Annotated in this window: 12 protein-coding genes; 9 read left to right on the forward strand and 3 right to left on the reverse strand. The window is 64.8% G+C overall.

The genetic code is table 11. The features are described from left to right. Positions 1-240: 240 nt before the first annotated feature. Positions 241-1,734: an NAD-dependent succinate-semialdehyde dehydrogenase gene (locus tag IVA92_RS13810; protein ID WP_247276461.1), complete on the reverse strand. Its 1,494-nt coding sequence runs from the start codon at positions 1,732-1,734 to the stop codon at positions 241-243. 164 nt (positions 1,735-1,898) lie between these two features. Then, the gene (locus tag IVA92_RS13815; RefSeq protein WP_247276462.1) at positions 1,899-2,219 is read right to left on the reverse strand and encodes a hypothetical protein; all 321 of its coding nucleotides are present in this window, start codon (positions 2,217-2,219) and stop codon (positions 1,899-1,901) included. 326 nt (positions 2,220-2,545) lie between these two features. Here IVA92_RS13815 and IVA92_RS13820 point away from each other — a divergent pair, with 326 nt between their 5' ends. Then, positions 2,546-3,742 carry a serine hydrolase domain-containing protein gene (locus IVA92_RS13820; RefSeq protein WP_247276463.1) on the forward strand — a complete coding sequence of 399 codons (1,197 nt, stop codon included), beginning with the start codon at positions 2,546-2,548 and terminating at the stop codon, positions 3,740-3,742. A gap of 288 nt (positions 3,743-4,030) precedes the next feature. Here IVA92_RS13820 and IVA92_RS13825 read toward each other — a convergent pair whose 3' ends face one another. Beyond that, positions 4,031-5,032: an adenosine kinase gene (locus IVA92_RS13825; RefSeq protein ID WP_247276464.1), complete on the reverse strand. Its 1,002-nt coding sequence runs from the start codon at positions 5,030-5,032 to the stop codon at positions 4,031-4,033. A 123-nt stretch (positions 5,033-5,155) separates the two neighbouring features. Between IVA92_RS13825 and murJ the strand changes: the two genes are divergently transcribed. The 8 genes from murJ (at position 5,156) to IVA92_RS13865 (ending at position 11,811) form a co-directional block, all read left to right on the forward strand. Then, positions 5,156-6,688, forward strand: a complete 1,533-nt coding sequence (gene murJ, locus IVA92_RS13830; RefSeq protein ID WP_247276615.1) for a murein biosynthesis integral membrane protein MurJ — start codon at positions 5,156-5,158, stop codon at positions 6,686-6,688. A 94-nt stretch (positions 6,689-6,782) separates the two neighbouring features. After that, positions 6,783-7,835, forward strand: coding sequence for a tryptophan--tRNA ligase (trpS, locus tag IVA92_RS13835; protein ID WP_247276465.1), 1,053 nt, complete (start codon positions 6,783-6,785; stop codon positions 7,833-7,835). Between the two features lie 98 nt (positions 7,836-7,933). Then, positions 7,934-8,428 (forward strand): universal stress protein, encoded by a 495-nt coding sequence (locus IVA92_RS13840; RefSeq protein ID WP_247276466.1) that lies wholly within the window; start codon positions 7,934-7,936, stop codon positions 8,426-8,428. A gap of 299 nt (positions 8,429-8,727) precedes the next feature. Further along, the gene (locus tag IVA92_RS13845) at positions 8,728-9,297 is read left to right on the forward strand and encodes a NifU family protein (protein WP_247276467.1); all 570 of its coding nucleotides are present in this window, start codon (positions 8,728-8,730) and stop codon (positions 9,295-9,297) included. 158 nt (positions 9,298-9,455) lie between these two features. After that, positions 9,456-10,151, forward strand: a complete 696-nt coding sequence (tsaB, locus tag IVA92_RS13850; protein WP_247276468.1) for a tRNA (adenosine(37)-N6)-threonylcarbamoyltransferase complex dimerization subunit type 1 TsaB — start codon at positions 9,456-9,458, stop codon at positions 10,149-10,151. Then, a complete protein-coding gene (gene rimI, locus IVA92_RS13855; RefSeq protein ID WP_247276469.1) occupies positions 10,148-10,633 on the forward strand; it encodes a ribosomal protein S18-alanine N-acetyltransferase in 486 nt (161 codons plus the stop codon). Before tsaB ends, rimI begins: the two co-directional genes overlap by 4 nt. Positions 10,634-10,670: 37 nt before the next feature. Then, entirely contained in the window at positions 10,671-11,126 is a 456-nt protein-coding gene (locus tag IVA92_RS13860) for a Fur family transcriptional regulator (RefSeq protein WP_247276470.1), read from the forward strand. A gap of 4 nt (positions 11,127-11,130) precedes the next feature. Further along, on the forward strand, positions 11,131-11,811 hold the full coding sequence (locus IVA92_RS13865) for an HAD family hydrolase (protein WP_247276471.1): 681 nt from the start codon (positions 11,131-11,133) through the stop codon (positions 11,809-11,811). Positions 11,812-11,946 lie beyond the last annotated feature (135 nt).

The following is an 11,946-nucleotide window of genomic DNA, read 5'->3' on the forward strand; positions in this document are numbered from 1 at the left end:
AACCACAGACCCCATCAGGCCTTGGCAGGACAAACTCCCAAGGCCTTCGCCGCTACCAAGACCACCGCGATCCAATCAGCGAATTATTGAACATCGACAATTGCGAGCGCAGCGAAGCAATCCAGAGTCTTTCCGCGGAGGGATTCTGGATTGCTTCGCTCCGCTCGCAATGACGCGGAGAGGCCGGTCGGCCGCTCCAGCATTCCTGCCTGGCTCACATTCGCGACGACAACGGCGGGCCTACACCCCCGCCATCATCACGTATTTGATCTCGACATATTCGTCCATGCCGTGATGTGAGCCTTCGCGCCCGAGGCCGCTCTCCTTGACGCCGCCGAAGGGGGCCACTTCCGTGGTGATGAGGCCGGTGTTGACGCCGACCATGCCTGATTCCAGCGCTTCGGCGACGCGCCAGACGCGACCGAGATCGCGGGAGTAGAAGTAAGAGGCGAGGCCGAACGGCGAGGCGTTGCACATCGCGATGACATCCGCTTCGTCCTTGAAGCGGATGACGGGCGCGAGCGGACCGAAGGTTTCCTCCTGCGACACCAGCGAGTCCGGCTTGACGTCGGCAAGCACCGTCGGCTCGAAGAACGAGCGTCCAAGCTCGCTGCGCTTGCCGCCGGTGACGACCTTTGCTCCGCGCTTGACGGCGTCGGCGATATGGCGCTCGACCTTGTCGACCGCCTTCATGTTGATCAGCGGACCCTGCATGACACCGCTCTCGGTGCCGTCGCCGATCTTCATCGCCGCGACCTTCTTCGACAGTTTCTGCACGAACTCGTCGTAGATCCCGTCCTGGGCGTAGAGTCGGTTGGCGCAGACGCAGGTCTGGCCCATGTTGCGGTATTTCGAGACGATGGCGCCTTCGACTGCCGCGTCGATGTCGGCATCGTCGAACACCACGAACGGCGCGTTGCCGCCAAGCTCGAGGCCGAGCCGCTTCACGCCGACGGAGGCCTGCTGGTAGAGGATCTTGCCGACGGCGGTCGAGCCGGTGAAGCCGACGAAACGCACCGCCGGATGCTCGCACAGCACCTTGCCGATCGGCGGCGCGTCGCCCGTGATGATGTTGAACACGCCTTTGGGCACACCAGCCTTCTCGGCAAGCGCCGCGAGCGCCAGCGCCGAGAGTGGCGTTTCGTTCGCGGGCTTCAGCACCACGGTGCAGCCGGCCGCGAGCGCCGGCGAGACCTTTCGCGTGATCATCGAGTTCGGGAAATTCCACGGCGTGATCGCGCCGCAGACGCCGATCGGCTGCTTGATCGCGAGCAGCCGCGCATCGCTCCGCTGCGTCGGAATGGTCTCGCCATAGACGCGCCTCGCTTCCTCCGCGAAGAACTCGACATAGGCGCCGCCGATATCGACCTCGCCGAGCGCCTCGGCGAGCGGCTTGCCCTGCTCGGAGGTGAGGATCAGCGCCAGGTCCTCGCGGTTGGCGACGATCAGCTCGAACCATTTGCGCAAGATGTTAGAGCGCTGCTTGGCGGTGAGCTTGGCCCAGGCCGGAAACGCGCGCTCGGCGGCTTCTACCGCCTTGGTGGTATCGTCCGCGCCAAGTTGCGGGACTTTTGCAAGCTCGATGCCGGTGGCGGGATTGTTGACGGCGAAAACCGGCGAGCCGACCCAGACGCCATCGATGTAGCAGGCTTCCTTCAGCAGCGACGGGTCCTTCAACCGGTCGCGCAGATTGGACGAGGCTTGCGGGGCGCGGGCGGCGGCGGTCGGGGTCATGGCGTTACTCCTCAGGGGGCGATCGGATCGGCCCGGAATATAGGGACAGACGGCGCGCAATGCACCGCCCGGCAACGCACATCTGCTGGGAGTTAAACTGAGAGCCGCAGGTCCCTTATCTCTCTCCAGCCGGGAGAGGTAAGGCATCGCGATCGCCGACATAGCTAGGCCGCGCCGCTCAGGTAAGTCTCGCGGCGGCCGATCATGCGCTCGGCTGCGGCCTTGGCGTCGGCCTTCGAGGATGTCGCACAGGTGCGGTATTCGAGATCGGGGACATGAGAGGTGTCGCGGCGACCGAACCAGGATTTTGAACCGACCGGCAGCAATGCGAGCGCCTGCGCCAGGTTGTCGACCGCGCCGAAGGAATACAGCGCGCCGGTACCGGCGATGCGGACTTCGTAGATCCCTGGCGAAATAGGCGCCTCCAGATTCTCGCCCCGTCCGGGACGGGGATAGCGCTTCCATTCACTCCAGGTCGAAATCATCTGAGGTCCCCCTCGCCGGTCGGCAACATTTGCATCAAGTCTTAATCGGTCCATCGATCGGGCCGGGTGCTGAACGCGACAGCTCACGAAATGTTTCAAGCGCTCGAAAACTCACGAACATATTGCCTGAAGCCATTCAAGGTGAGCGCGAAGTGCGGTCGTCCACCGCAGATTGTGTCACCGTTCAGCCGCTGTCGTGCTGCGCTGGTCGGGGGCCGTCAAGTCACGACATCGCGACCGCCGCGGCAGTTGAGATGCTTGCTGCACGCGACCTCCGGGAGGACAATCGATCACTTCCAACAATAATCAAACCGGAGGAAACCCGCATGCAAAGCCAAGCCCAGATCGACGAAGTTCTGCGTCAGAAGAGCGACGCCAAGGAAATTCCCGGCGTCGTCGCCATCGCCGCCAGCGGCAACGACGTGCTGTATCAGGGTGCGTTCGGCAAGCGCGACCTATCGAAGCCCGACGCGATGACTGCGGACAGCGTGTTCTGGATCGCATCGATGACGAAGGCGGTGACCACTGCCGGCGCGATGCAGCTCGTCGAACAGGGCAAGCTGTCGCTGGATGCGCCGATCGGCGAAGTGCTGCCCGACCTTGCCGAGCCGCAAGTGCTCGAAGGTTTCGACGCCAAGGGCGAGCCGAAGTTGCGGCCAGCTAAGGGGCAGATCACGCTGCGCCAGCTCATGACCCACACCGCCGGCTTCTGCTACAACATGTGGAACGGCGATCTCGCGGTCTATCTGGACAAGACCGGCATTCCCGCCATTACCACCTGCCAGAACGCGGCGCTGAAGACGCCTATCATGACCGATCCCGGCACGCGCTGGGAATACGGCACCAATATCGATTTCGTCGGCAAGGCGGTGGAGGCCGTCAGCGGCAAGCGGCTCGATGCCTATTTGCGCGATAATATGTTCGCGCCGCTCGGCATGAGCGACACCGCCTTCAAGATCACCGACAGCATGCGCAAGCGCCTGGTCGGCATGCATGCGCGCGGCGAGGACGGCCAGTTCGCATCGATCCCGTTCGAACTCGAGCAGGAGCCGGAATTCCACATGGGTGGCGGCGGCCTCTATTCGACCGCCGGCGACTATATCAAATTCACCCAGATGATTCTCAACAAGGGCCGCGGCAACGGCAACCAGGTGCTGAAGGCGGAGACGGTCGCGACGATGGGGCAGAACCACATCGGCGATCTTGCCATGGGCAAGATGACCACGGCGGCGCCGATGTACACCAATGACGTCGATCTCTACCCGGAGCAGATCAAGAAGTGGGGTCTCAGCTTCATGATCAACACCGCCAAGACCGCGGAAGGGCGTAGCGCAGGCAGCCTGGCTTGGGCGGGCCTCGCCAACACCTATTACTGGATCGACCCTTCGCGCGACGTCACCGGCGTCATCCTGATGCAGCTGTTGCCGTTCGCCGACGCGAAGTGTTTGGAGGCGTTCGCGGGCTTCGAGCGAGGGGTTTACGCCGGGCTCGATGCTGCTGGGAGCGGGCAGAAGGCGGCGTGAGGAGCTGATGCTCTCGCCATTCGCGGCGGATCGGCTGTGTCGAAGTGAGACGGCGGCAGAGACGTGAACTCCCATCCTGCCCTGGAGGGGGAGGATCGGTTCGCATGTAGCAAGGCTGCATGCGAACCGAGGTGGGGTGAAACCGCGGCGAAGATCTCATGTAGAAGGCCATGTAAAGGCCGCGAATGCACGCGAGCCAGAACGCACCACCGAACGCGCTGAAAGACCTTCACCCCACCCCGCTCGCGCTGCGCGCGATCGACCCTCCCTCTCCAGGGGAGGTAGGAGCTACCCCGTCACCCCGCGCTGCTCCGCGAGCTCCTTCAGCGATACCTGCGGGCGGGCGCCGATATGCTGGATCACTTCGGCGGCGGCGAGCGCGCCGAGCTGGCCGCACTGCTTGTAGGGCAGGTTGCGCGCCACGCCATAGAGGAAACCCGCGGCGAAGAGGTCGCCGGCGCCGGTGGTGTCGACCACCTTGTCGACCGGGAATGCCGGCGCGGCAACGGAATCTTCCGCTGACACCACCATGCAGCCCTTCTCGCTGCGGGTGACGACGCCGAGATTGACGTCGTTGCGCAGCTGCTTCAGCGCGGCATCGAAGTCGGACGTCGTGTAGAGCGAATGCAGCTCGGCCTCGTTGGCGAACACGATGTCGACGGTGCCGTTACGCATCAAAGACAGGAACTCGTCGCGATAGCGATCGACGCAGAAGGAATCCGACAGCGTCAGCGCCACCTTGCGCTTGGCGTCATGGGCGATCTTGGCCGCCTTGACGAAGGCGTCCTTGGCGTTCTTGGGGTCCCAGAGATAGCCTTCGAGGTAGACGATGCTGGCGCCAGCGACCTCGGCTGGATCGATATCGGCGGGCGACAGATCCTGCGCCGCGCCGAGATAGGTGTTCATGGTGCGCTCGCCGTCGCCGGTGACCAGGATGTAGGAGCAGCCGGTGGCGGGGCCGTCCGTTGCGGCTGGCGTGTTGAAAGCGACCCCGGCGGCGCGGATGTCGTGGATATAGAGCTTGCCGATCTGGTCGTCCTTGACCTTGCCGACATAAGCGGCGCGTGCCCCTAAGCTGCCGATGCCGACGATGGTGTTGGCGGCCGAGCCGCCCGAGACTTCCGTCGCCGGGCCCATGTCCTTGTAGATGGCGGCCGCCCGTGCCTCGTCGATCAGGGACATGCTGCCCTTGGTCATGCCATGCTTGGCCAAAAAGGCCTCGTCGGTCCTGACCAGCACGTCGAACAGCGCGTTGCCGATGCCGAGAACGTCATATTTCACGTCAGCCATTCACCTTGATCCTGTTGCCCGATTGCGATTACCGGGGAAATCCGCTTCCTGTCGGCCTGAAATCCGGTTCGCGGCCTATCACGACCAGCCCTTCGCGGGCAAGCAACGGTATTATTGCGCCCGATGATCCGCTCCTTCCTGACCGTCTCGACGGGAACGCTGGCCTCGCGGCTGCTGGGCTTTGCCCGCGATTCCCTGATTGCGGCGCTGCTCGGCACCGGCGCCGTGGCGGACGCGTTCCTGGCCGCGTTTCAACTCGTCAACGTGGTGCGCCGGCTGCTCAGCGAGGGGGCGCTGAATGCGGCGCTGGTCCCGGCCTGGTTGCGCGTCCGCGACCGCGATGACGAGACGGCTGCGGCGGCATTCGCGGGACGGGTGCTCGGCACGGTCTGCGCGGCCCTGGTCGCGATCTCGATCGGCATTGCAGTGTTGATGCCGCTGATCATCACGGTGATCGCGCCGGGATTTCTCGGTAGCGGGACGCTCGATCTCGCCGTGCAGAACGCGCGGCTGATGCTGCCTTATCTCGCTTTCGCCGGCCCCGTCACCGTGCTGATGGGGCTGCTCAACGCGCAAGGGCGGTTTGCGCTGACGGCGTTCTCGCCGCTGCTGTTCAACATCGCGCTGATCGCCGCGATCGCGGCGCTGTTGCTGTGGCACGCCGATGCGGCCCTCGCTGGGTGGATGCTCGCCGCCACCGTCGGTATTGCCGGTCTGCTGCAATTGCTGATGCTGCTATCGCAGCGAAGCGCGCGCCTTGCAACGCCACTGCGCGTGAGTTTTGACAAGGAGATGCGGGCCTTTTTTGCCAAAGCTATTCCCGGCATGATCGCAAGCTCGGGCCCGCAATGGCTGATCGTCGCGGGCGCGATCATCGCCTCCGCAACACCGTCGGCCGTATCCTGGCTCTATTTCGCCAACCGCTTGGTCGAGCTGCCGCTTGGCATCGTCGGCGTCGCCATGGGTACGGTGCTGGTGCCGGAGCTGACCCGCGCGGTCGGTAGCGGCGACCACGTCGCGGTGGCGCACGCGGAATCGCGTGCGCTGGAGCTGGCGACTGGCCTCGCCGTGCCGGCCACGTTCGGTCTGATCGTGCTGGCCGACCCGATCGTACGGCTATTGTTCGAGCACGGCGCCTTCAGCGCCGATGACAGCGCGGCCACCGCGCAAGCACTGGTGTGGCTGGCGCTGGGCCTGCCGGCGCATGTGCTGATCAAGGCGCTGTCACCGGCCTTCTATGGCCGCAGCGACACGATGACGCCGCTGCGCGCAATCGCCAACGGTTTCGTGGTGACCGTCGTACTCGCGCTCCTGCTCGGTCATGTCTTCGGCGCGAGCGGGATCGCGGCGAGTATCGCGGCCGGTGCCTGGAGCAGCGCGCTCTCGCTGCTCCGGAAAGGCACGAGCGAGTTCGGCTTCTCGGTTGACGCGAGCGCCCGCACGCGATTGCCGCGGATCGTGCTGGCCGCCTCGGCGATGGGCGCCCTGCTCTGGCTGACCAGGGGTCTCGTACCTGCCGAGACCCATGGCTTCATCAAATTCGTCGCGCTGGGTGTGCAGATCGCGACCGGGATCGTCGTCTACGGCCTGCTCCTGCAAATTCTCGGCGCAGCCTCCTGGCGCGAGGCGGTTAACGCGTTGAAACGACCGGCCTAAATCGCGAGCCGCCCGAATTGCCCTTGACGGGGCTGCGCCGCTGTTGGAAACGACGGCCGAATAGCTTCAGGAAGGCTTGCCAGGAAAACTAACCATGCCATTCGTTGAACGGGTATTTTCGGGCGTCCAGCCGACGGGCAATCTGCATCTCGGCAATTACCTCGGCGCGATCGTCAATTTCGTGAAGATGCAGGAGACCCACAACTGCATCTATTGCGTCGTCGACATGCACGCGATCACGCAAGGGGTCGACGTCTGGGGCGGGCCGGCCGAGCTCACGCGCAACACCCGCGAGGTGACCGCGGCGTTCATCGCTGCCGGCATCGATCCCAGGAAGCACATCGTGTTCAACCAGAGCCAGGTCTCGGGACACGCCGAGCTCGCCTGGATCTTCAATTGCGTCGCGCGCATGGGCTGGCTCGGCCGCATGACCCAGTTCAAGGAGAAGGCCGGCAAGGACCGCGAGAACGCCTCGGTCGGGCTGTTCGATTATCCCGTGCTGATGGCGGCCGACATCCTGCTCTACCGCGCCACCCACGTGCCCGTCGGCGAGGACCAGAAGCAGCATCTCGAGCTGTCGCGCGACATCGCGCAGAAGTTCAACAACGATTTCGGCGACTCGATCCGCAGCCAGGGCGGCAATGACGGCCTGTTCTTCCCGCTGCCGGAACCCCTGATCACGGGTCCGGCAACGCGCGTGATGAGCCTGCGCGACGGCACCAAGAAGATGTCGAAGTCCGATGCGTCGGACAATTCGCGCATCAATTTGACCGACGATGCCGACACCATCGCGCAGAAGATCCGCAAGGCGAAGACCGATCCGGAGCCGCTGCCGACCGAGGAGAAGGGCCTGGAGGCACGCCCCGAAGCCGACAATCTCGTCGGCATCTTCGCCGCGCTCTCCGGCCGCTCCAAAGCCGACGTGCTGCGCGATTTCGGCGGCGGCCAGTTCTCCAGCTTCAAGAACGCGCTGGCCGAGCTGTGCGTGACCAAGCTCGCGCCGATCGCGGGCGAGATGAAGCGCCTCGTGGCCGACCCCGGCCATATCGACGCGATCCTGAACGAAGGCTCGGACCGGGCCCGCGCCATCGCCGACGAAACGATGAAGCTTTCGAAAGACATCGTCGGCTTCATCCGCCGGCGCTGATCAACGCGTCTGGCCGGCGTCATAGCGCCGGCCACTCCCCTCTCCCAAACATTGCGGGAGTGTGGCAGCATGCCAGCCGTGCACACGCCGGGACATGCATGACCAGCAAGCGACTTTGCTTCGAGCCGGGTCACAAGCCCAAATGCCTCGTCGTCGTCGATGACACCGCCGAATGGGATCGCGCGGTTTATTACGCCAGCCGCTGGGCGATCCGCGGCGGCGGCGGCGTGGTGATGCTTCGCATCATCGAGCCCGACCAGCAGAGCCAAGAATGGCTGGGCGTCGCCGACATCATGCGCGCCGAGGCGCATGAAGCGGCGGAAGCCGCGCTCGACCGCGCCGCCGGGAGAGCCAACGGGATCGCGGCGATCACGCCGGAACGGGTGATCCGGGAAGGCGCCGCGATGGAACAGCTGCTCGCAGTGATCGACGAGGACCCCGACATCGCCATGCTGGTGCTGGCCGCAAGTCCTGGTGCGGAGGGACCGGGGCCATTGGTCTCGCTGCTTACGCATGCGCTTGGAACGTTTCCCGTTCCTGTGACGATCATCTCGGGTGCGCTGAGTGACCAAAGCGTGGACTCGCTGTCGTAGCGGTGCCTCTTACCCTCCCCTGGAGGGGGAGGGTCGGCACGCGATCGAGCGAAGCGAGACGGGTGACGGGGTGGGTGATCTCTCCGCTCGGGCACCGCATCCCTGGAGAGACACCCCGCTATGCATTGCGCTTCGCTTCATGCGTAGCGACCTTCCCCCTCCAGGGGAGGGTAAATGGCCCAAGTCTCTGATTTTCATTAACTAATGTCTCTTCTCCCCTTGATCGTGCGTTCCCCATCGCCATCTGCTAGGGAAGAGAGCACGCGCCGGCCTTGAACCGGCGACGTCTGGAGAGAACCATGTTCATTCAAACCGAAGCCACCCCCAATCCCGCCACGCTGAAGTTCATTCCCGGCCGCGTCGTCGTCGACGGCAGCCCAATGGAATTTTCGAGCCGCGAAGCCGCAAGCCGCTCGCCCCTCGCCGAAAAGCTGTTCGACGTGCCCGGCGTCACCGGCGTGTTCTACGGATCGGACTTCATCACCGTGACCAAGGCGAGCGGTGAGTGGCAGCAGCTCAAGCCCGCAATCCTCGGCGCCATCATGGAGCACTATATGTCCGGCGCGCCGCTGCTCGCCGACGGCACAGCGCAAAGCGATGCCGAGCTCGACGACGAGGACGAGTTCTTCGATGAGGCCGATGCCGAGACGGTCGACATGATCAAGGACCTGATCGAGACCCGCGTGCGGCCGGCGGTCGCCAATGACGGCGGCGACATCACCTTCCGCGGCTTCAAGGACGGTATCGTCTATCTCAACATGAAGGGCGCCTGCTCGGGCTGCCCGTCGTCCACCGCAACGCTCCAGCACGGGATCCAGAACCTCTTGAAGCATTTCGTGCCCGACGTCATCGAAGTCCGGCCGATGTGAGTTGCACGGTCTGCGCATCGATTTCGCGCCGTCATGCCCGGGCTTGTCCCGGGCATCCACGTTTTTTGGGGCCGCAAAGTCGTGGATGGCCAGGTCAAGCCCGGCCATGACGGCCAGAACTTTAGGCATCATCCAATTGCCAATGCTATGATCGCGTTATGCTGATCCTCGCCATCGATACTGCGCTCGACGCCTGCGCGGCCGCGGTGCTCGACACCGAAACGGCCGAGCTGCGCGCGCAGGAATCGGTGCCGATGAAGCGCGGGCATGCCGAAGCGCTGATGCCGCTGATCGCGCGGGTGATGAAATCGGCAGAGCTCAGCTTCACCGTGCTCGACCGCATCGCGGTCACGGTCGGTCCCGGCAGCTTCACCGGCCTGCGCGTCGGTATTTCGGCGGCGCGCGGCTTTGCGCTCGCGGCGAAGCGGCCGGCCATCGGCCTGACCACCTTGTCGGCCTATGCGGCCGCCGTCGTCGGCCAGAACAGATCGGCGCCCGTGATCTCCGCGATCGACGCGCGGCACGACCATGTCTATTTCCAGATCGTCGCCGGCGACGGCAGCCAGCTGGTGCGACCGAGGGTCGCCGGCATCGATGAGGCGATCGCGGCCTCGCAATTCGGCGCGCCGCATCTAGTCGGCAATGCCGCAAACATTCTCGCCGAGCGCTGGCCGAAGGATGCACCGCAACCCGTCGCGGTCGACGCACAGGCTGCGCCTGATATCGGCTGGGTCGCCTGGCTCGGCGCCGCGGCCAATCCCGACACGACCCCAGCGCGGCCGTTCTATCTGCGCGCGCCCGATGCCAAGCCGGCCGCGCAGCCACAGCTCGCAGCAAAAGCCGCAACCTCATGATGAGATGGTTATCGCAATGGTGGCGCGGCGGCACCGCCGCCGTTGAGCCCGCGTCCGCGCGCGATGCCGCACGGCTGGCGCAGCTTCACGGCGCCTGCTTCGCACGCGGCTGGGGCGAAGGCGAGTTTGAGACCATGATCAGCGAGCGCAACACGCTGGTGCATCGCTTGCGTCTCGGCCGCAAGACGATCGGCTTTGCGGTGTCGCGGATCGGCGCGGACGAAGCGGAAATCCTCTCGATCGCGGTCGATCAGGCTCATCGCGACCGGGGTCTCTCCCGCACGCTGCTGATGACCCATCTCGGCCATCTCGCGGGACGCGGCGTGCGCACAATATTTCTCGAAGTCGAGGAAAATAACCAACCGGCGCGCCGACTCTACGATCGGGCCGGATTCACGGTGGTCGGACGGCGCGAACGCTACTATAAGCAGCCGACCGGGGAACAGCTGAACGCCCTTCTGATGCGACGTGACTTGGCGTAACATTGATGGCAGAAAGCGCCCCGTCAGGCAGACAATCATGACCGCACTGAAAACTTCTTCCGCATCCAAGGCGTCCGGCATCGAGGCACGGTGCGCCGCCACCGGCATGCGCATGACCGAGCAGCGCCGCGTCATCGCCCGCGTGCTCGCGGAATCGGTCGATCATCCTGACGTCGAGGAACTGTACCGGCGCTGCGTCGCCGTCGACGACAAGATCTCGATCTCGACGGTCTACCGAACGGTGAAGCTGTTCGAGGATGCGGGCATCATCGAACGCCACGATTTCCGCGAGGGCCGCGCGCGCTATGAGACGATGCGCGACAGCCATCACGACCACCTCATCAACCTGCGCGACGGCAAGGTGATCGAGTTCACCTCGGAGGAGATCGAGAAGCTCCAGGCCGAGATCGCCCGCAAGCTCGGCTACAAGCTGGTCGATCACCGGCTCGAGCTCTATTGCGTCCCGCTCGACGACGACAAGCCGACGTCTTAGTTTAGTGCCTATCGATCTCATCATCTTCGACTGCGACGGCGTGCTCGTGGACAGCGAGGTGATCTCCTGTCGTGCGCATGCGGATGTGCTGACCAGGCACGGCTATCCGATCACGTCGGATCAGGTGTTCGAGCGCTTCCTCGGCCGCTCGACGCGGCAGGCCAATCTCGAGATTGAGACCGAGCTCGGTCGCAAGCTGCCCGAGGCCTATCACGGCGATCTGCAGGACGAGCTATTCCGCTCCTTCGAGGCCGACCTCGAAGCGATCCGCGGCATCCATGATGCGCTCGATATCGTTACCCAGCACGTCTGCGTCGCCTCGAGCGGCTCGCACCAGCGCATGCGCGTGAGCCTGGGGAGCACGGGCCTCTACGAACGCCTCGCGCCGAACATCTTCTCGGCCTCGCAGGTGAAGAACGGCAAGCCGGCGCCGGACCTGTTCCTGTTCGCGGCAAAGCAGATGGGCGTGCCGCCGGGGCGCTGTGTCGTGATCGAGGACAGCCTGGCCGGGATTGCCGGCGCCCGGGCGGCCGGGATGGCGGTGTTCGGCTTTTACGGTGGCAGCCATTGCCGCGACGGCTACGCCGAAACGCTGCGCCAAGCCGGCGCCGACCTGCTCTTTGCCGACATGCATCGGCTGCCGGAGCTGATCCGGCGGGCCGAGGCGAAGGCCCTGGCGGGCTGATTTTCGGTCTCTGACCGCCATCCGGGTCGGCGCGAGGCGCGTGAACCCGGAATCGCGCCAAAACCTCTGGATTCCGGACTTTGCGACTGCGTCGCGCCGGAATGACGGCCCAAGGGGGCGCCATTCGCTGGATTT

The sequence above is a fragment of the Bradyrhizobium sp. 154 genome (assembly GCF_023073875.1).
In the GTDB taxonomy this organism is placed as follows: Bacteria; Pseudomonadota; Alphaproteobacteria; order Rhizobiales; family Xanthobacteraceae; genus Bradyrhizobium.

Coding starts and splice junctions, on each gene's coding strand:
- IVA92_RS13810 (WP_247276461.1), bottom strand. CDS start 1,734: ATGACCCCGACCGCCGCCGCCCGCGCCCCGCAAGCCTCGTCCAATCTG.
- IVA92_RS13815 (WP_247276462.1), bottom strand. CDS start 2,219: ATGATTTCGACCTGGAGTGAATGGAAGCGCTATCCCCGTCCCGGACGG.
- IVA92_RS13820 (WP_247276463.1), top strand. CDS start 2,546: ATGCAAAGCCAAGCCCAGATCGACGAAGTTCTGCGTCAGAAGAGCGAC.
- IVA92_RS13825 (WP_247276464.1), bottom strand. CDS start 5,032: ATGGCTGACGTGAAATATGACGTTCTCGGCATCGGCAACGCGCTGTTC.
- murJ (WP_247276615.1), top strand. CDS start 5,156: ATGATCCGCTCCTTCCTGACCGTCTCGACGGGAACGCTGGCCTCGCGG.
- trpS (WP_247276465.1), top strand. CDS start 6,783: ATGCCATTCGTTGAACGGGTATTTTCGGGCGTCCAGCCGACGGGCAAT.
- IVA92_RS13840 (WP_247276466.1), top strand. CDS start 7,934: ATGACCAGCAAGCGACTTTGCTTCGAGCCGGGTCACAAGCCCAAATGC.
- IVA92_RS13845 (WP_247276467.1), top strand. CDS start 8,728: ATGTTCATTCAAACCGAAGCCACCCCCAATCCCGCCACGCTGAAGTTC.
- tsaB (WP_247276468.1), top strand. CDS start 9,456: ATGCTGATCCTCGCCATCGATACTGCGCTCGACGCCTGCGCGGCCGCG.
- rimI (WP_247276469.1), top strand. CDS start 10,148: ATGATGAGATGGTTATCGCAATGGTGGCGCGGCGGCACCGCCGCCGTT.
- IVA92_RS13860 (WP_247276470.1), top strand. CDS start 10,671: ATGACCGCACTGAAAACTTCTTCCGCATCCAAGGCGTCCGGCATCGAG.